Annotated in this window: 20 protein-coding genes; 5 read left to right on the top strand and 15 right to left on the bottom strand. The window is 30.0% G+C overall.

What is annotated here, in order from left to right; translation table 11 throughout:
- Position 1: 1 nt before the first annotated feature.
- Entirely contained in the window at positions 2-1,048 is a 1,047-nt protein-coding gene (locus tag ACWYN7_RS03010) for a PfkB family carbohydrate kinase (RefSeq protein ID WP_462858365.1), read from the bottom strand.
- 149 nt (positions 1,049-1,197) lie between these two features.
- Between ACWYN7_RS03010 and ACWYN7_RS03015 the strand changes: the two genes are divergently transcribed.
- On the top strand, positions 1,198-2,226 hold the full coding sequence (locus ACWYN7_RS03015) for a LacI family DNA-binding transcriptional regulator (RefSeq protein ID WP_462858367.1): 1,029 nt from the start codon (positions 1,198-1,200) through the stop codon (positions 2,224-2,226).
- 15 nt (positions 2,227-2,241) lie between these two features.
- On the opposite strand, the gene ACWYN7_RS03020 is transcribed toward ACWYN7_RS03015, so the two are convergent.
- The 12 genes from ACWYN7_RS03020 to pdxA all read right to left on the bottom strand — a co-directional run bounded on the left by ACWYN7_RS03020 (position 2,242) and on the right by pdxA (position 12,262).
- On the bottom strand, positions 2,242-3,432 hold the full coding sequence (locus tag ACWYN7_RS03020; protein ID WP_462858368.1) for a DUF1501 domain-containing protein: 1,191 nt from the start codon (positions 3,430-3,432) through the stop codon (positions 2,242-2,244).
- Positions 3,433-3,441: 9 nt separating this feature from the next.
- Complete coding sequence (locus ACWYN7_RS03025) at positions 3,442-4,833, bottom strand: DUF1800 domain-containing protein (protein WP_462858369.1); 1,392 nt, start codon at positions 4,831-4,833, stop codon at positions 3,442-3,444.
- Positions 4,834-5,161: 328 nt separating this feature from the next.
- Positions 5,162-5,866: a LytR/AlgR family response regulator transcription factor gene (locus tag ACWYN7_RS03030; protein WP_462858370.1), complete on the bottom strand. Its 705-nt coding sequence runs from the start codon at positions 5,864-5,866 to the stop codon at positions 5,162-5,164.
- Positions 5,867-5,885: 19 nt separating this feature from the next.
- Positions 5,886-6,200 (bottom strand): Hpt domain-containing protein, encoded by a 315-nt coding sequence (locus ACWYN7_RS03035; protein ID WP_462858371.1) that lies wholly within the window; start codon positions 6,198-6,200, stop codon positions 5,886-5,888.
- Positions 6,201-6,258: 58 nt separating this feature from the next.
- Positions 6,259-6,669, bottom strand: coding sequence for a response regulator (locus ACWYN7_RS03040; RefSeq protein ID WP_462858372.1), 411 nt, complete (start codon positions 6,667-6,669; stop codon positions 6,259-6,261).
- Positions 6,670-6,788: 119 nt separating this feature from the next.
- The gene (locus ACWYN7_RS03045; RefSeq protein ID WP_462858373.1) at positions 6,789-7,238 is read right to left on the bottom strand and encodes an Lrp/AsnC ligand binding domain-containing protein; all 450 of its coding nucleotides are present in this window, start codon (positions 7,236-7,238) and stop codon (positions 6,789-6,791) included.
- A 90-nt stretch (positions 7,239-7,328) separates the two neighbouring features.
- Positions 7,329-8,669: an acetyl-CoA carboxylase biotin carboxylase subunit gene (gene accC / locus ACWYN7_RS03050; protein WP_462858374.1), complete on the bottom strand. Its 1,341-nt coding sequence runs from the start codon at positions 8,667-8,669 to the stop codon at positions 7,329-7,331.
- A gap of 82 nt (positions 8,670-8,751) precedes the next feature.
- A complete protein-coding gene (accB, locus tag ACWYN7_RS03055; RefSeq protein WP_462858375.1) occupies positions 8,752-9,231 on the bottom strand; it encodes an acetyl-CoA carboxylase biotin carboxyl carrier protein in 480 nt (159 codons plus the stop codon).
- 27 nt (positions 9,232-9,258) lie between these two features.
- Positions 9,259-10,254: a beta-ketoacyl-ACP synthase III gene (locus tag ACWYN7_RS03060; RefSeq protein ID WP_462858376.1), complete on the bottom strand. Its 996-nt coding sequence runs from the start codon at positions 10,252-10,254 to the stop codon at positions 9,259-9,261.
- Positions 10,255-10,411: 157 nt separating this feature from the next.
- Positions 10,412-10,606, bottom strand: coding sequence for a 50S ribosomal protein L32 (rpmF, locus tag ACWYN7_RS03065; RefSeq protein ID WP_068361688.1), 195 nt, complete (start codon positions 10,604-10,606; stop codon positions 10,412-10,414).
- Position 10,607: 1 nt separating this feature from the next.
- On the bottom strand, positions 10,608-11,144 hold the full coding sequence (locus ACWYN7_RS03070; protein ID WP_462858378.1) for a YceD family protein: 537 nt from the start codon (positions 11,142-11,144) through the stop codon (positions 10,608-10,610).
- 83 nt (positions 11,145-11,227) lie between these two features.
- Entirely contained in the window at positions 11,228-12,262 is a 1,035-nt protein-coding gene (gene pdxA, locus ACWYN7_RS03075) for a 4-hydroxythreonine-4-phosphate dehydrogenase PdxA (RefSeq protein ID WP_462858379.1), read from the bottom strand.
- A gap of 57 nt (positions 12,263-12,319) precedes the next feature.
- Here pdxA and ACWYN7_RS03080 point away from each other — a divergent pair, with 57 nt between their 5' ends.
- Entirely contained in the window at positions 12,320-12,904 is a 585-nt protein-coding gene (locus ACWYN7_RS03080; RefSeq protein ID WP_462858381.1) for a riboflavin synthase, read from the top strand.
- 83 nt (positions 12,905-12,987) lie between these two features.
- Here the strand turns inward: ACWYN7_RS03080 and ACWYN7_RS03085 are convergent, their stop codons facing one another.
- A complete protein-coding gene (locus ACWYN7_RS03085) occupies positions 12,988-14,130 on the bottom strand; it encodes a DNA polymerase III subunit (RefSeq protein WP_462858382.1) in 1,143 nt (380 codons plus the stop codon).
- Positions 14,131-14,328: 198 nt separating this feature from the next.
- On the opposite strand from ACWYN7_RS03085, the gene ACWYN7_RS03090 reads away from it, so the two are divergent.
- The 3 genes from ACWYN7_RS03090 (at position 14,329) to ACWYN7_RS03100 (ending at position 17,843) form a co-directional block, all read left to right on the top strand.
- Positions 14,329-15,516 (top strand): phosphoglycerate kinase, encoded by a 1,188-nt coding sequence (locus ACWYN7_RS03090; RefSeq protein ID WP_462858383.1) that lies wholly within the window; start codon positions 14,329-14,331, stop codon positions 15,514-15,516.
- Positions 15,517-15,656: 140 nt separating this feature from the next.
- Positions 15,657-16,697 carry an aldo/keto reductase gene (locus ACWYN7_RS03095; protein ID WP_462858384.1) on the top strand — a complete coding sequence of 347 codons (1,041 nt, stop codon included), beginning with the start codon at positions 15,657-15,659 and terminating at the stop codon, positions 16,695-16,697.
- Between the two features lie 39 nt (positions 16,698-16,736).
- On the top strand, positions 16,737-17,843 hold the full coding sequence (locus ACWYN7_RS03100; RefSeq protein WP_462858385.1) for a DUF695 domain-containing protein: 1,107 nt from the start codon (positions 16,737-16,739) through the stop codon (positions 17,841-17,843).
- On the opposite strand, the gene ACWYN7_RS03105 is transcribed toward ACWYN7_RS03100, so the two are convergent.
- Positions 17,833-18,402, bottom strand: a complete 570-nt coding sequence (locus tag ACWYN7_RS03105) for an acyltransferase (RefSeq protein ID WP_462858386.1) — start codon at positions 18,400-18,402, stop codon at positions 17,833-17,835. The genes ACWYN7_RS03100 and ACWYN7_RS03105 overlap by 11 nt on opposite strands.
- Positions 18,403-18,412: the final 10 nt, after the last annotated feature.

Here is an 18,412-nt window from a genome sequence, read left to right on the forward strand (position 1 = left end):
ATTATCTTGCTACTCTACCAGAAGCATCACCTCCCATTAATTTTTCTACTTCTGCAACTGTTGCTAAGTTAGCATCGCCTTTAATAGTGTGTTTTAAGCAAGATGCAGCTACTGCAAAGTCTAATGCATTTTGATCGTCTTCTGGGTATTTTAATAATCCGTAGATTAAACCTCCCATAAATGAATCTCCACCACCAACTCTATCTACGATATCTGTAATTTGGTATTGACGTGTTTGGTATAAAGTTGTTCCATCATATAAAACACCAGCCCAAGTATTGTGAGATGCAGAAATTGAACCTCTTAAAGTAGTAATTACTTTTTTAGCTCTTGGGAATTTTTTCATCATTTGCTCACAAACTGATAAAAATGCTTCTGCTTTTACGTTATGCCCTTCTGTTTGTACAGAAATTCCTTCTGGTTTAATACCAAAATGCATTTCAGCATCTTCTTCATTACCTAAAACAATATCACAGTAAGACGTTAATTCTGTCATTATTTTTTCTCTATGAGCTGCGTCACAGAATTTCCAAAGTTTAGCTCTATAATTTAAGTCTGTAGAAATTGTAATTCCTTTAGCGCTTGCAACTTTAACAGCTTCTAAACAAACATCTGCTGCACCTTGTGAAATTGCAGGTGTAATACCTGTCCAATGGAACCATTCTACACCTTCAAAAACAGCATCCCAGTCTATCATACCAGATTCTATTTCTGCAATAGCAGAGTGCGCTCTGTCATAAACTACTTTAGAGCCTCTAGATACAGCACCTGTTTCTAAAAAATAGATTCCTAATCTGTCTCCACCCCAAACAATTTTATCAACATTTACACCACGTTTTCTCATTTCCATCATTGCACACTCACCAATATCATTCTTTGGTAAACGCGTTACAAAGTCTACATCTACTCCGTAATTTGCTAATGAAACTGCTACGTTAGATTCTCCTCCACCATAAATAGCGTCGAAATTATTTGCTTGCGAAAATCTTAAAAATCCTTGAGGAGCCAATCTTAACATGATTTCTCCAAATGTTACTACTTTACCCATTTCTTAGTATTAAATAAATTATAAATCTTTTTGGTTAAACGTTTAAACAATTATTAAAAATAAAATCAAAACACTTATATGACTAATAGTTTTGATTGTACCAAATAAACTGTATATTTGTTTAAACGATTAAGCAAAGATATAAAATTTTGGCAAAAAAAAACAAAACTACCATAAAAGATATTGCAAACGTATTAAATATCTCTGCTGCTGCTGTTTCTAAAGCCTTGCATAACGACCCTAGAATTAGCGAAAAAACTAAAAAAGCGGTAAAACAAGTTGCTAAAAATTTAAATTATCAGCCTAATCATTTGGCAAGTGCTTTGCGAAGTGGAAAAAGCAACTTAGTGGGTGTTATTGTACCCAAAACAAACAGTAACTTCTTTTCTGCAACCATACATAATATAGAAGAAGTGTTAAATGAAAAAGGGTATAATATCATTATTACACAATCTAACGAATCTTATGAAAAAGAATGTAAGAATATTGATGCCTTGTTATACACTCAGGTTGATGGTATAATTGCTTCTATGGCTAATGAAACTGTAAACTTAGAGTATTACGAAAAAATTAAAGCTGCAGGTATTCCATTAATAACCTTTGATCGTGGTGAAAATGATTTGAATGTAGATTATATTGGTATTGATGATTATAATAGCAGCCACATGATTGTAAATCATTTGGTAGACCAAGGTTGTAAACGTATTGCTCATATTGGCGGTTTTAAACGTACTAGAATTTATAACAACAGAATAAGGGGTTATATAGATGCCATTAAAAAGCATAACCTACCTTTAGATGAAGAACTTTTAATAGAAAGTAATTTAACTGTAGAAGATGGCAGACAAAAAATGGAACAACTTTTAGCTTTAGATAATAGACCAGATGCTGTATATGTTGCTGGTGATTATGCTGCTTTGGGTGCTTTACAAGTTATTAATGAAAATGGAATTAAAATTCCTGATGAAATTGCTTTGGTTGGTTTTGGTGATGAGCCTTTTTCTGCGATGGTTACACCAACCATAACAAGTGTAAATCAGCACAGTTACAAAATAGGAAAAATAGCTGCAGAAACGTTTTTAGAATATACCAAAAAACCAAAAATAGAACAATCTTTAAATAAGATTATTTTAGAGTCTGACTTAATAATAAGAGCATCTTCTTTAAAAAAGAAATAGATTTGTCTGTCTTTATTAAATAAAATCTAGTTTGCTAAAAGATTTATTTAAAATTGATGCATCATCTACTTGCAACCATTTGTCTAAAATTGTGGCATACACAGATCTAAAATCTATACTGTGAATTAAATCTCGGTTTTTGTCTAGCTTTAATAAATCTGGAGCATCATTATAAAAACCTTTTTTCTTTAAATTTTCGCCAATTAAAAAGATGTTATTTGCAGCTCCATGATCTGTACCTGCTGCTGCATTTTGTTGCACTCGCCTACCAAATTCAGAAAAAGTGAGAATTAAAGTATCTTTAAAATTATTATTTTTCTTTAAATCTTTTACAAAAATTTCTACTGCTTCACTGTACGTTTTTAATAATTTACTATGTTTGTTTACTTGATAGGCATGTGTATCAAACCCTCCCATAGACACATAATAAACTTTACTTTCTAAATCTGAGTTGATAAATTCTGCTGTAGTTTTTAACTGTTTGCCAAAAGGATTATTTGGGTATTGAAAATTACTTTTATAGGTTTTTGAGGTTTCGTAAATATATTTTGCAGATGATTTTGCTTCAATCATCGTTTTATACAAATACCCTAAATTGTGTTCGCTTAAATGCGCATCTGTTTGCTGTTTTAAAACCTTATTAAAAAATGGAGTTTGAGTATTGCTAAACAAAACTCTAGGATTTTTTGTGGCAATTCCATTCATATTATCACCCTTCATAATTAAAGAAAGGCTATCATCTAACTCAATACCAGCATAAGGATTTTTACCATATTTATCTATAAATCTACCTACCCAACCCGAGTTTAAATACTCGTCTGAATTGCTTGCTGTTTGCCAAATATCTGTAGATCTAAAATGAGATCTATTAGGATTTGGATAGCCAACATTATTGATAATTGAAAGGTAACCTTGATCATATAAATTTTTTAAAGGGGCTAAACTTTCATGAAAACCTAAATCGTTGGTGGCTTTTATCACCTTATTTTTAGAGATGGAAATACTAGGTCTGCTCTTAAAATAGACATCATTGGTATAAGGAATAATTGTATTTAAACCATCATTACCACCTGATAATTGAATAATTACCAGCTTTTTATGTTTAAAGATATCTTTAGAAACCTTTTCAAAAGCTTTTACAAAATTCGGCACAAAAAATAAGCTACTTGCTAAGGTACTTTGTTTTAAAAAATCTCTTCTTTCCATAGTTTTAGTTTAACAAAGTTGATATTCAGGAATTGACATTAATTGAATACAAAAATTTCTGTTTGATGTAATTTGTAAAGCATCTAAAAGTGCTACTGTATCTTGATCTATTTTTGGCTGAATTAATACATCTGTTAATTCTTTTGGGTCTAAATCTTTGTAATTTTCATCAAATTCATCCCAATTTTTAGTGGTTTTTATGTATTTGTTTCTCTTTTTAGCATTGTTATAATACTTATCGAAAGTATCTTCGAACTCACCTTTTTCTTCCAAATTAATTACTGCATTGTTTAACAAAACAGCAGATAATTTTAATCTGAACATTAAGGTGTTAGAGTCTATCCAATTTTTATCACCCAACCAACCAGAAACATTATTTGGATATAAAAGTACTTGTCCCATCATTTTTTGTAAATAATTTACTTGTTGCTGTTTCGTAAAAGTTACTGGTACTACTTTTTGAATTCCAATTAATAATTCTACAGGAGATTTTATCTTAGCACCAATATTATCATCATTATAAAACCATTTCGACTTAAAGATATGTTTCATTAATTTACTAATATTATAGTCTTTGTAAAAAATATCCGTTATTTCTTCCAGTCTTTTTTCATCAATAATAGGATTTATAAAATAGGTGTAAATTTTAGTACAAATGTATTTGGCACATTGTTTTTGCTCTAAAATGATGTCTATAATATCATCTCCATTAAAATTGCCAGTTTTACCAAAAAATGTTTTTGAATTAAAATCGTGTTGCTTTTTATTTAAAAAGTAAGTTCCATCATTTTTAAAACTCCACCCTGTAAACGCTCTTGCAGCTTCTTTAATATCTTGTTCTGAGTAGTTGCCAACACCTAAAGTAAAAAGTTCCATTAACTCTCTAGCAAAATTTTCATTTGGTTTTTGTTTTCTATTTTGCCTATTATTTAAATATTTGCTCATAGAAGGTTCTTTTGCAATTGCTTTTACAAATGCTCTAAAATCTCCTAAAGCGTGTTTTCTTAAGGTATTATTATACTGTTGTATAAAGAAAATATCGTTGTCTCTGCACACAAAAACATTTGCCCAAAATAATGTCATTTTTTCTCGTAAAATGGCATTTGGCTCTGCTAATCTTTTAAGCCAAGCATAATTTAAGTTTCTAACTTTCTGTTGTAATTGGTTTCTAAATTTTCTGATTTCTTTCTCTGTAAAGTCCTTTGTAAGCTCTTTTCTGCTTTTGTATTTTATATGATTAAACTCAGATAAGTTTAATTCTAGTTTATGGTATTTATTAGAATCTTTAAAAAGATCAGCAATAATTTTTGATTTCGATTTCGATTTTATTGATAATAATTCTTTTGCGTTAATTCCAAAACTAGCTCGCCAATACAGATGCTGAATATGTTTTTGTTTCATAATTAATACAATTATTCTACTTAGACTATCAATTTAGTAAAAAGTTTAAACCTATACTAAAGTATTGATTAAATCTACGTAATTAAAATATTAATCTTATAATTTAAAAAACTGGCTCAGCCATTTTACCTAAGTCAAGAAAAATTAGGCACAAAAAAAAGGACTGATATAAATATCAGTCCTCTATTAGTTACAATTTATAAATCCCCCAACTTATAATTGTTATAATTATACTACAAATATATGTTCGAAAACGATTTCTAAAATATAAGTCGCGATTAAACACAATAAAGTGTCGACGAATAAAACTTAAGTGTCGATGAATGGGTTATAGCAAATTTAACTTCTTCATTAACTCACTTTTATTAGATCTACTAACGGGAATTACTTCTTTTTTTATTAAAACAGTATTATCTTCAATATCAATAATTTCGGAAATGTTGATAACAAAAGATCTGTGTACTTTAAAAAAAGAATCTGAAGGTAATTTGTCTTCAATCTTTTTTAATGTAGAATGTACAATATAATTTTTTTCTTCTGTTTTTATGTTGATATAATCTCCTTTTGCTTCAATTAAATAAATGCTAGGTATATTAACTTTAACCAATCTTCTATCTACATTTACGTAAATAAAATTAGAGTTGCTTATCTCTTTTGTCGCTGGTTTTGATTCTTCTAATTTAGTAAAAGATTCTAATTTTTCTATTGATTTATTAAAACGCTCTTTAGAGATAGGTTTTACTAAATAATCAACCACACTTTTATACTCAAAAGCCTCTAAAGCTAAATTTTTATCGCTAGTAGTTAAAATTATTTTTGGTGGATTTTTTAAGGTTTGTATAAAATCAAATCCAGAAAAAGTAGGCATATGAATATCTAAATAAACCAAATCTACACTTGCTGTATTTAAAAATTTTATAGCATCTATTGCTGAAGAAAATTCGTCTACAACATTAATTTTTTCAGTTTTTAAGCAAAGTTGTTTCGTAATTAACCTTGCAGTTGCATCATCATCAATTATTATACAATCCATAATAAAATGTTGGAAACTTTTATTCGTATAAATATACGTGAATTTTGTCTAAAATTTGAATAAAATCGTTATGCAACTCTATATTTCCGTTCTTTAAGGCCAATTCATATGCTGTAGCAGTTTGCAAACCATTGTTTAAACCTAACAAACTTATTTTATGTTTTAGCTTATGAACGTTGTTAGAAGCCTCTAAATAATTTTTAGAATCAAAATTTTGTTTATATAAATCAACTTCTTGAGGAAACTCAGTTTTAAGAATTTCTATAATACTATTTTGAAACTCCATATCGTTTTCGGATATTTCTTTAATTACAGATAAATTAGGTAGTTCCATAAATATTTTTTTTAAAAGTTGAAGTACAAGAATACACCACAAACAAAAATACAAATATTTATGAATTCGATAAGCTTGCTTTATGCCAATATTGTAACAAAGAAGTTACTTTGTTTAAGTAGTCTGCGTAATTTAAGGGTTTAGAAAAATAACCAGAAATACCTATTCCATAGCCTTTTTTTAAATCTAATTTACTTTCTGAAGTAGACATAATTACCACCGGAATTGGTTTCAGTTTTACATTACTTTTTAATGCTTTTAAAAACTCAAAACCATTCATCTTTGGCATATTAATGTCTGTAATAATTAAATCGAAAGCGTTTTTATTGTCGTTTAACAAATCGAAAGCCTCTTCTCCATTAACTGCCTCTAATACAGAACAGTTTAGGTTTACTTTTTGACAAACTTTTTTAAACTTAAGTCTTTCTATTTTATCATCATCAACTAAAAGTATAGTGAGGGACTTCATTCAAAGAATTTTAATGAGAAACAAAGATGCCATAATAAATAATACTACTATTTTTTATTTGACAAGTCGTTTGCAGACTTCCTTAAATGGTAAAACTTAATAGATAAGTTGTTTTAAAATTAAATACTTATCTGTCTTTCAACTTGTTGGTCTAAAGAAATAAAAGTTTCTGTTCTAGAAACACCTTTTATGTTTTGAATGGTTTTATTTAACAGAATCATTAAATCTTCGTTATTCTTACATAATATTTTAATAAAAATAGCATAATTACCTGTTGTATAGTGGCTTTCTACTACTTCTGGTATTTCTTTTAATCTTTTTATTGCAGAAGAATATAAGCTCGCAGAATCTAAAAAAATACCTACAAAAGCGGTTGTAGTATATCCTAAAGATTTTGGATTTATAATCATTCTATAGCCATCAATTAGTTTAGATTTTTCTAACTTTCTTAAACGTTGATGAATTGCTGCCCCAGATATACCAACTTCTCTTGCAATGCTTAAAACAGGAGTTCTTGCATCTTGTACCAATCTTTTAATGATAATTTTATCAATTCCGTCAATTTTCATATTTTTCCTATTTTTAGCATAAATATAAAAAAAATAGAGAATACAAGGCTGTATTCTCTATTTTATATCAAATTTAAACGATTTTATTCATTAAGCTTTCATTTCAAAATCTTCCATAAACTTTGTAGTGTAGTTCCCAGCAACATAATCTGGGTGTTCCATTAACTGTCTATGAAAAGGTATTGTTGTTTTTACACCTTCTATCACAAACTCGTCTAAAGCTCTTTTCATTTTATTAATTGCTTCTTCTCTAGTTTGAGCGGTTACAATTAATTTAGCAATCATAGAATCGTAATTTGGTGGTATCATATAACCTGCATACACGTGTGTATCCATTCTAACTCCATGACCACCAGGTGTGTGTAAAGTTGTAATTTTACCAGGTGCTGGTCTAAAATTATTATAAGGATCTTCTGCATTTATTCTACATTCTATAGAATGCAATTGCGGATAATAATTTTTACCAGAAATTGGCACACCTGCAGCTACTAAAATTTGTTCTCTAATTAAATCGTAGTTTACTACTTCTTCTGTAATTGGGTGCTCTACCTGAATTCTGGTATTCATTTCCATAAAGTAGAAATTTCTGTGTTTATCAACCAAAAATTCTACAGTTCCTGCACCTTCGTATTTTATAAATTCTGCAGCTTTAACAGCAGCATTACCCATATTTTCTCTTAATTCGTCTGTCATAAAAGGAGAAGGCGTTTCTTCTGTTAACTTTTGATGACGTCTTTGTACAGAACAATCTCTTTCTGATAAATGACAAGCTTTACCATAAGAATCTCCAACAATTTGAATTTCGATATGTCTTGGCTCTTCAATAAGCTTTTCCATATACATATCGTCATTACCAAAAGCGGCTTTAGATTCTTGTCTTGCAGAATCCCAAGCATCTTTTAAATCTTCTGGTTTCCAAACTGCACGCATTCCTTTACCTCCACCACCTGCAGAAGCTTTTAACATTACTGGGTAACCTGTTTCTACAGCTAGTTTTTCACATTCTTCAAAATCTTTAATAACTCCATCAGAACCTGGTACACAAGGTACACCAGCAGCTTTCATAGTTGCTTTTGCGTTGGCTTTGTCTCCCATTTGGTCTATCATTCTTCCAGAAGCACCAATAAATTTAATATTATGTTCATCACATAAATTAGAGAATTTGGCATTTTCTGATAAAAAACCATAACCAGGATGAATGGCATCTGCATTAGTAATTTCTGCAGCTGCTATAATGTTGGGCATTTTTAAATAAGATTCGCTACTTGGAGCAGGACCAATACAAACTGCTTCGTCTGCAAAGCGCACATGTAAGCTTTCTTCGTCTGCTTTAGAGTAAACAGCAACTGTTTTTATACCCATTTCTTTACATGTTCTAATAACACGTAAAGCAATTTCGCCTCTATTGGCTATCAATATTTTTTTAAACATAGTATAAGAGTTTTAGGTTATGAGTTTTGAGTTTTGAGTTAGAAAATCTACTATCTAAACCCTAAAATATAAACTCTTTCTATTATGATGGATCTACCAAAAATAATGGTTGATCAAATTCTACTGGAGAAGAATCATCTACTAAAACCTTAACAATTTTTCCAGAAACTTCAGATTCAATTTCGTTGAATAATTTCATTGCTTCAATAACACAAACAGTATCGCCTGAATTGATTGATGAACCAACTTCTACAAAATTAGGTTTGTCTGGAGCAGGTTTTCTGTAAAAAGTACCAATAATTGGAGATTTTACAGTAATAAATTTAGACTCGTCGTTATTTGCAGCTGCAGGAGCAACTGGATCAATAGTTTGAGTTGTAACTGGTGCAGGAGCTGCAGGTTGAGCTACAGGAGGTACTGGGGCAGCTTGTACAATAGTAGTTTCTGTTTTTCCTGAACCTGTTCTAATGGTAATTTTAACATCTTCCATTTCTAACTTTACCTCGCTTGCGCCAGATTTTGCTACAAATTTTATAAGATTTTGAATTTCTTTAATATCCATACCTATGATCGTTTAGTTAATTTATTATTATGAATTGTAAGCCCATTTTAGATAAATAGCTCCCCATGTGAAACCACCTCCAAATGCAGCAAAAATTAAATTATCGCCTTTTTTTAATTGACTTTCGTAATCTGCTAATAAAAGAGGTAAAGTACCTGATGTTGTATTACCATACTTTTGTATGTTCATCATCACTTTTTCTGGACCAACACCAACTCTATTGGCTGTAGCCTCTATTATTCTTTTATTTGCTTGATGTGGTACTAACCACTGAATATCTTTTTCTGTTAAATTGTTTCTAGTTAGCATTTTTTCTGAAACTTCTGCCATATTAGAAACTGCATATTTAAAAACAGTTTTACCTTCTTGATAAACAAAGTGTTTATTTGCTTTAACTGTATCTATAGTTGTTGGCATTAAAGATCCACCAGCTTCTATTCTTAAGAAATCTCTTCCTACACCATCACTTCTTAAATACTCGTCTTGTAAACCTAAACCTTCTTCATTTGGCTCAAATAAGGCTGCACCTGCACCATCACCAAAAATAATACAAGTTGCTCTGTCTTTATAATCTATAATTGATGACATTTTATCTGCACCAATTAAAAGTACCTTTTTGTATCTACCAGATTCTATATAACTCGCTGCTGTAGACATACCATATAAGAAACTAGAACAAGCTGCTTGTAAATCGTAAGCAAAAGCATTTACTGCTCCTATTTCTGAGGCTACATAAGCTGCTGTTGATGCTACTGGTAAATCTGGTGTTGCAGTCCCCACAATTACCATATCTATTTCTGCTGGGTTTATGTTTCCTTTAGCTATTAAATCTTCTGCAGATTTTATTGCTAAATAAGAAGTACCTAAACCTTCGCCTTTAAGAATTCTTCTTTCTTTTATTCCTGTTCTTGTAGTTATCCACTCATCATTGGTGTCTACATAAGTTTCTAACTCTTTATTTGTTAGAATGTAATCTGGAACATATTTTCCTACTGCTGTAATTGCTGCAGAGATTTTTGTCATAATTAAAGTTTAAATTCTAAAGTTTAGAATGGTCAAAAGTAATGAAAATTATTTCACTTTTTTAAGAGAACAACCTCAAAAAGAGTTGTTTTTAACTAAAAAACGAAAAAAAACCCTCAAAATTTGAGAGTTTTCGTAATTTTTAAAAAGCTAGTTTTTAAGCTTCTGCTGCTGCAGATTCTAATACAACTTGACCTCTGTAATATAATTTACCTTCGTGCCAGTGAGCTCTGTGATATAAGTGTGCTTCACCAGTTGTTGGGTCTGTAGCAATTTGCTGAGCAGATGCTTTATAATGTGTTCTCCTTTTATCTCTTCTAGTTTTAGATATTTTTCTTTTAGGATGTGCCATTTTATGTCTTTTTTTCTGTTATTAAATTCTTTAATTTATCCCACCTTGGGTCTGTAGTTTCTACAGTTTTTTCTTCTTTAATTTCTAGTTCTTTTAATTTCTCTAAAGTTTCAGACTCCATTGTGCCATCTAATACTTTTGGATGCACTCTTTTGTTAGGAACTGCTAAAACAATCATTTCGTAAATAAATTGAGCCACGTTAAATTCGTAAGCTTCGTGAGGTAAAATTAAAATCTCCTCATTATCATCATTATATTCTGGCCCAAACTTTACAACTAAAGGTAATTCCGAATCTATTTCTTGATCATATAACTCATTTGTTACATCACAAGGAACTTTTACAGTACCTTCTGTTATAAAATTAAGCTCGAATAACGTGCTTTTTTTTACAAAATTTAAAGAAACTTTAATTGACGAACTTGTAAATTCATCGTAATTAAAAGCTTCAAAGAACTTGTTATCAATTGAATAATCAAACTGGTGTTTTCCTTCTTTTAATCCTACAAACTGTATGTTGAATTGCTTTAAGTCTTTCATTGTCAAACATCAATTGAGCGTGCAAAGATACAAAAAAATGTATTTCTGCCATATTTTTATAAAAAAAAGATTAATTTTTAACTTTATCTTACTACCAAAGGTTTTTCTGTTAGCTTTTTGTACTCTTCTCTACTTTTAAAAACCTGTATTGCAGTAAATAATGCTTCTTTAAATGAAGATGGGTTTGCTAAGTTTTTACCAGCTATGTCATAACCTGTTCCATGATCTGGAGAAGTTCTTACATGACTTAAACCTGCTGTAAAATTAACTCCTTTACCAAAAGACAGTGCTTTAAAAGGCGCTAAACCTTGATCGTGATACATAGCTAAAACTCCATCAAATTGTTTATAGGTTTCAGAACCAAAAAATCCATCTGCTGCATAAGGCCCAAAAACTAACTTACCTGTAGCTGCAATTTCAGTTACTGTAGGTTTTATTACCTCATCATCTTCTTTACCAATTACTCCATGGTCTCCACAATGTGGATTTAATCCTAAAACTGCAATTTTTGGTTTGCTAATTCCAAAATCTTGTTTTAAAGATTTATGCATGGTTTCTACCTTACTTTTTATCAATTCTGGTGTAATAGATTCAGCAACTTTAGATATTGGAATATGACCTGTTATTAAACCAATTCGTAATTCATCCGTCATTAAAATCATTAAAGATTTACCTTCTAAATTGGCTTCTAAATATTCTGTATGGCCAGGAAAGTTAAATTCTTCTGATTGTATATTTTCTTTATTAATAGGCGCTGTTAATAAAACATCAATCTTACCTTCTTTTAAATGTTTGGTTGCAGATGCTAAAGATTTAGCAGCATAACTTCCAGAAATTTTAGTAGCTGTACCTAATTCTATTTTTGCATCTTCTTTCCAAATATTTAACACATTAATTTTTGAATGGTTTACCTGGTTTATAGAATTTATTCCTTGTAAAGGAACTTCTAATTTTAAAGCTTTTTTATGAAACGAAATAGTTTTTGTAGCTCCAAATAAAACAGGCGTACAGAAATCTAACATTCGCTTATCTTGAAACGTTTTTAAAATTACTTCAATACCAATACCATTTAAATCTCCAATTGAAATTCCTACAATTATTTTATCAGTTTTATCCATAGTAAACCTTGTAATATGCTTATTTTTGTACTACAAAAGTAACCAATTTTTAACGATATGTTTACAGGAATCATAGAAACACTTGGCACAGTAACAAACGTAGTAAAAGAACAAGAAAATGTTCATTTAACTATTCAAAGTACAATTACAAATGAATTAAAAATAGACCAAAGTGTGGCTCATAATGGTGTTTGCTTAACTGTTGTTGCCATTAATAATGATGAATATACTGTAACTGCCATTAAAGAAACGTTAGACAAAACCAATATTGGCAAACTTAAAATTGATGATATTGTAAATCTAGAACGTGGTATGAAATTAGGCGACAGACTTGATGGTCATATTGTTCAGGGTCATGTTGATGAAACTGGGGTTTGTAAAAAAATAAAAGACGAGCAAGGTAGCACTGTGTATACTTTTGAATACAATTCTGATAAAAATAACGTAACTATAGAAAAAGGTTCTATTACCATAAATGGCGTAAGTTTAACTGTGGTAAACTCAACCAAAAACGGATTTTCAGTGGCTATAATTCCTTATACTTGGGAAAATACCACTTTTAAAACTTTACAAGTTGGTGATTCTGTTAATTTAGAGTTTGATGTAATTGGTAAATATGTAGCGCGTTTAACGAATTTGTAACGTCATTGCAAGTTTACGAAGCAATCTCTAACTTACTTGAAGCAGATTAATTCATTTGTTCCTGCTTCGAATGACAAAAAAACCTAAACCTTCGCCTCTTTTTTATGCAGAAAACGTGTTAATTTCATAGAAAGATCTAACAAAATAATTTTTGCATTTCCATTTCTTTCTATGTGATACATCGCTTCACTAATTTCTTTTTCTATTTCTAAAATATTTCCAGAATGCACAAAAGGAGCAAATTTAGACAATTGAAAACCCGTTTTAGATTCCATAAAAACCAAATGATCTGACTTATAATTGAGTAAAAGGGCTTGTCTAAAAAATTGTAAACAATATTCTAAAAAGCGTTTTTGGGTTTCTCTACCCGATTTTGCAATAGCTTCAGACCAACCAATTAATTGTTGTACAACAGCTGCATTTCCTTTGGCTTTAAACGCAGTTCTAATCCAAGTTACAAACCATTCTTCAAAAACCAAATCAGAAGAATCGTTATGCAAAAGGTGCAAAGCTTTATTAAAATTACCTTCTGCTTGGTGGGCAATATTTGCTGCTTTATTATCTTCTACTTGATGATTAACCACCAAAGCATTTGCAATATCTTGCTCAGACAAAGCAGGGAAATGTAAAGCCTGACATCGCGATTTTATGGTGTTTATAATCTGTTCTTCGTTTTCGGTTATCAACAAAAAAACAGTTTTTTCTGGTGGCTCTTCTATCAGTTTTAATAATTTATTGGCAGCAGCAATATTCATTTTTTCTGCCATCCAAATAATCATCACCTTAAAACCACCTTCGTAACTTTTCAGTTTTAGTTTTTTTACAACATCTTCAGCTTCATCAACACCAATTAAACCTTGCTTATTTTCTACTCCAATATGTTGCAACCAATTGAACAAACTTCCATAAGGTTGCGTATCTATAAAATTACGCCAATCTTCTAAAAACAAATTACTAACTGGGTGTTTTTTAACAGAATCGTTTGTAGTTACAGGAAAGGCAAAATGCAAATCTGGATGTTGTAATTTGTTGCATTTTAAATTACAAGCATCAACATTATCAGAAAAATTACACAATAAAAACTGTGCGTAAGCAATTGCCATTGGCAAAGTACCACAACCTTCTTTACCCACAAATAATTGTGCATGAGGCACTCTTCCGTTTATCGCAGAAGTTTGCAGGTGTTTTTTAATATGATCTTGACCTATAATTTGGTTAAAAAGCATAGGCAAATATAAAAATTAGTTCGCCACAAAATCACAAATTACAATTATTAATAGCAAGTAGTTTCTTTACGTTTTGGTTGATAAAATTGTAGACCACTTCTAAACCCTATATTTACGCAAACGTTATCTTAAATTTTAAGGTATCAATTTTAGTAAACGTAAATAAAAAAGTATTTTTGTTAAAAATACTTTCAAACAATGAAAACATTAAACGATTTTAATTTTAAGAATAAAAAAGCAATTATACGTGTAGATTTTAATGTGCCTTTAAATGATAAATTTGAAGTTACAGATGCAACAAGAATTCAAGCTGCAAAACCTACTATTATTAAAATTTTAGAAGATGGAGGAAGCTGTGTTTTAATGTCGCATTTAGGAAGACCAAAAGGCAAACAAAATGAGTTTTCTTTACAACATATTGTTGCCAAAGTAAAAGAAATTATTGGTGTAAACGTAAAATTTGTTGAAGATTGTATTGGTGATAAAGTAGAAGATGCTGTTGCCAATTTAGAAGATGGAGAAATTCTATTATTAGAAAACTTACGTTTTTACGAAGAAGAGAAAAAAGGTGATGTAGATTTTGCAGAAAAACTATCTAAATTAGGTGATATTTATGTAAATGATGCTTTTGGTACTGCACACAGAGCGCACGCATCTACAACAATTATTGCTCAATTTTTTGAAGAAAACAAATGTTTTGGTAGCTTATTAGCAAGAGAAATTGAAAGTATAGATAAGGTTTTAAACAACTCTGAAAAACCAGTTTTAGCAATTTTAGGTGGTGCAAAAGTATCTTCTAAAATTACAGTAATCGAAAATATTTTAGACAAAGTAGATCACTTAATTATTGGTGGTGGTATGACGTTTACTTTTGTAAAAGCACAAGGTGGTTCTGTAGGTGATTCTATTTGTGAAGATGATAAAATGGAATTAGCGCTAGATATTTTAAAACAAGCCAAAGAAAAAGGTGTACAAGTACATATTCCTGTTGATGTAATTGCTGCTGATGATTTTAGCAATACTGCAAATACGCAAGTTTTAGATGTAACAGAAATTCCTGATGGATGGCAAGGTTTAGATGCTGGACCAAAATCTTTAGCCATTTTTGATGAAGTAGTGAACAAATCGAAAACTATTTTATGGAATGGACCTTTAGGTGTTTTTGAAATGGAATCTTTTGCAAAAGGTACTATTGCTCTTGGACATTCTATTGATAAATCTACCCAAAATGGAGCATTTTCTTTAGTTGGTGGTGGAGATTCTGTTGCTGCTGTTAAACAATTTGGTTTTGCAGATAAAGTAAGCTATGTTTCTACTGGTGGTGGAGCAATGTTAGAAATGTTAGAAGGTAAATCTTTACCTGGTATAGAAGCGATTTTAAAGTAAACGTTTAGTACGTTTTTTGTTTATAAATTTAAGCGTGTAATTTTTTAAAAATTACACGCTTATTGTTTTATCATACATTAAGTTATAATTTAGCTACTTCGTTTATAATTTATAAAAAAGGCACGAATAAATATTTAATAATGAAATACACAACATTACCAAATACCGATATTAAAGTTTCTAAAATTTGCTTAGGAACCATGACTTGGGGTAAACAAAACACACAAGAAGAAGGTTTTGAACAGATGGATTACGCCTTAGAACAAGGTGTTAATTTTTTTGATACTGCAGAATTATATGCTGTACCTGCAAGACCAGAAACTTATGGTGCTACAGAAAAAATTATTGGAAATTGGTTTAAAAAAACAGGCAATAGAGATAAAGTAGTTTTAGCAAGTAAAATTGCTGGTGCTGGGCCTTATACTGCTCATATTAGAGAAAATGGTTTTGCAAAAGAAGCTTTAATAGACGCTATTGATGGCAGTTTAAAAAGGCTACAAACAGATTATTTAGACTTATATCAATTGCACTGGCCAACAAGAGGTGTAAATACTTTTGGAGTTAGAGATTACCCATATAAAACCTCTGCAAAAGAAGCAGAAAACCATTTAGAAATTTTAGAAACTTTACAAGGTTTTATAAAACAAGGGAAACTAAAACACATTGGCTTGTCTAATGAAACGCCTTGGGGAACAATGAAATACTTACAAACTTCTGAAAGTAATAATTTACCAAGACCTGTAACCATTCAGAATTCGTATTCTTTGGTGCATAGAGGTTATGAAGTTGGTATGAGCGAAGTTTCTTTAAGAGAAAACATTGGTTTATTAGCATACTCTCCTTTAGCACAAGGTGTTTTAACTGGTAAATATTTAAGAGGAAAAAAACCTGCTGATGCAAGAGGAATTTTATTTCCAAATTATATTTTAAGATATCAAACAGATTTGGTAGAATCTGCTGTTTTAAAATACGAAGAATTGGCTAAAAAACACGGATTAACTTTAGCAGAAATGTCTTTGGCATATATAAATCAATTGCCATTTGTAACTGCAAATATTATTGGTGCTACCAAAATTAGCCAGTTAAAAGAAAACATTAATTCTATAAATATCGATTTATCTGAAGAAATTTTAGAAGAGATAGAAGCTATTCATAAATTAATACCAAATCCTGCACCTTAAAACCACTTGACTTCTGCAGAAACTGAAAGTTTATAATTTATGAGTTTTTTGAAAAAGCTATTTAATAAAAAAGAAACAGAAAATCTAAAACCAATCTCAAATTACCAAGATTTTTGGGATTGGTTTTTATTGAATGAAAATAACTTTTATTCTGCTGTAAAAACAAATAACAGCAAAACTATTACAAATAGCTTCTTCAATAAATTGAGACCAAAACTAGATCAATTAAAAAATGATATTTGGTACTTAACAGGAATGTTAAATGAAAATACAGCAGAATTAATTTTAACTGCGGATGGAAGTGTTGAAAAATTTTATTTAATTGAAGAATTAATAAGATCGGCACCAAAACTAAATAATTGGAAATTTACAGCACATAAACCAGAAAATGATTTAGAAAATGTAGGTATAAGTATGGCTGGTTATACTTTTTCAAGCGAAAATTTATTTTTTTATTCAAATGATTTAGAAGAGTATCCTGATGAAATTGACATCACTATAATTCACGATAGTTATAATGAAGACAATCAATCAGATATTATAAATGGCAGCTATATATTTATTGATAATTTTTTAGGAGAATTAAATTCTTTAACACTGATTGATGCTATTAGTTTTAAGAAAAAAAGCGAAGCAGAAAAAGAATTAATCCCTATTTCTAAACTAAAAACCTTTATTATTTGGCGAGAGAAAGAATTCATAGAAAAATACGAAGGGAAAAGAAGAAATACAGAAAATGACTCTTATTCAAGTATAGAAGCTACTCTAAAAAATGGTAAAAAATTAATAGGAATTTTTAATACTGATTTATTAAAATGGGATTCAAAAGCATCTCATCCCTGGATTTTAAAGTTCGAAATTAAATATAATGGAGATAAAAATGGTTTTCCGAATGAAAAAACATATAATCTTTTAGATAAAATTGAAAACGAAATAAACTCTGAATTAAAAGACTTTGATGGTTATTTAAGTGTTGGTAGGGAAACAGCTGATAATGTTAGAGATTTATATTTTGCTTGCAAAGAATTTAGAAAACCTTCTAAAACTGCAGATAATATAATCTCTAAATATGAAAATGAAATAGAAATAAATTACGAAATCTATAAGGATAAATATTGGCGCTCTTTTAATAGGTTTAAAATTTAAAAACCCTACCATCTTTTAAACCATAAACTTCTTTACTTTCTTTACATGTTGCAAAACCATCTTCATCAAAATTTAATGTGTGGCCATATTCGCTAACCCAGCCAATTTGTTTTGATGGATTACCAACTACTAAAGCGTATGGTAAAACTTCTTTAGTAACTACAGTTCCTGCTCCAATAAAAGCATATTCGCCTATAGTATTGCCACAGATAATTGTTGCATTTGCGCCAATACTTGCACCTTTTTTTACAATTGTTTTTAAATATCTATTTTTTCTGTTAATGGCACTTCTAGGGTTTATTACATTTGTAAAAACCATAGATGGTCCTAAAAAAACATCATCTTCGCAAGTAACACCAGAGTAAATAGACACATTATTTTGCACTTTTACATTTCTACCTAAAACTACATGAGGAGATACCACAATATTTTGACCTAAGTTACAGTTTTCGCCAATTTTACTATTAGACATAATATGACTAAAATGCCAAATTTTAGTTCCTTTTCCTATTTTACAATTGTTATCTACAACAGCCGTTTCGTGTGCAAAGTATTCCATTTCAAAAAAT

The sequence above is a fragment of the Polaribacter sp. M10 genome (genome assembly GCF_054968445.1).

What these genes read in the sequence shown, in the direction of transcription:
- ACWYN7_RS03080 (WP_462858381.1), top strand. Translation starts at nt 12,320, where the DNA reads ATGTTTACAGGAATCATAGAAACACTTGGCACAGTAACAAACGTAGTA.
- ACWYN7_RS03100 (WP_462858385.1), top strand. Translation starts at nt 16,737, where the DNA reads ATGAGTTTTTTGAAAAAGCTATTTAATAAAAAAGAAACAGAAAATCTA.
- ACWYN7_RS03045 (WP_462858373.1), bottom strand. Translation starts at nt 7,238, where the DNA reads ATGAAAATTGACGGAATTGATAAAATTATCATTAAAAGATTGGTACAA.
- ACWYN7_RS03060 (WP_462858376.1), bottom strand. Translation starts at nt 10,254, where the DNA reads ATGACAAAAATCTCTGCAGCAATTACAGCAGTAGGAAAATATGTTCCA.
- accC (WP_462858374.1), bottom strand. Translation starts at nt 8,669, where the DNA reads ATGTTTAAAAAAATATTGATAGCCAATAGAGGCGAAATTGCTTTACGT.
- ACWYN7_RS03030 (WP_462858370.1), bottom strand. Translation starts at nt 5,866, where the DNA reads ATGGATTGTATAATAATTGATGATGATGCAACTGCAAGGTTAATTACG.
- pdxA (WP_462858379.1), bottom strand. Translation starts at nt 12,262, where the DNA reads ATGGATAAAACTGATAAAATAATTGTAGGAATTTCAATTGGAGATTTA.
- ACWYN7_RS03010 (WP_462858365.1), bottom strand. Translation starts at nt 1,048, where the DNA reads ATGGGTAAAGTAGTAACATTTGGAGAAATCATGTTAAGATTGGCTCCT.
- ACWYN7_RS03025 (WP_462858369.1), bottom strand. Translation starts at nt 4,833, where the DNA reads ATGAAACAAAAACATATTCAGCATCTGTATTGGCGAGCTAGTTTTGGA.
- ACWYN7_RS03105 (WP_462858386.1), bottom strand. Translation starts at nt 18,402, where the DNA reads ATGGAATACTTTGCACACGAAACGGCTGTTGTAGATAACAATTGTAAA.
- ACWYN7_RS03090 (WP_462858383.1), top strand. Translation starts at nt 14,329, where the DNA reads ATGAAAACATTAAACGATTTTAATTTTAAGAATAAAAAAGCAATTATA.
- ACWYN7_RS03040 (WP_462858372.1), bottom strand. Translation starts at nt 6,669, where the DNA reads ATGAAGTCCCTCACTATACTTTTAGTTGATGATGATAAAATAGAAAGA.
- accB (WP_462858375.1), bottom strand. Translation starts at nt 9,231, where the DNA reads ATGGATATTAAAGAAATTCAAAATCTTATAAAATTTGTAGCAAAATCT.
- ACWYN7_RS03085 (WP_462858382.1), bottom strand. Translation starts at nt 14,130, where the DNA reads ATGCTTTTTAACCAAATTATAGGTCAAGATCATATTAAAAAACACCTG.
- ACWYN7_RS03095 (WP_462858384.1), top strand. Translation starts at nt 15,657, where the DNA reads ATGAAATACACAACATTACCAAATACCGATATTAAAGTTTCTAAAATT.
- ACWYN7_RS03070 (WP_462858378.1), bottom strand. Translation starts at nt 11,144, where the DNA reads ATGAAAGACTTAAAGCAATTCAACATACAGTTTGTAGGATTAAAAGAA.
- ACWYN7_RS03035 (WP_462858371.1), bottom strand. Translation starts at nt 6,200, where the DNA reads ATGGAACTACCTAATTTATCTGTAATTAAAGAAATATCCGAAAACGAT.
- ACWYN7_RS03020 (WP_462858368.1), bottom strand. Translation starts at nt 3,432, where the DNA reads ATGGAAAGAAGAGATTTTTTAAAACAAAGTACCTTAGCAAGTAGCTTA.
- rpmF (WP_068361688.1), bottom strand. Translation starts at nt 10,606, where the DNA reads ATGGCACATCCTAAAAGAAAAATATCTAAAACTAGAAGAGATAAAAGG.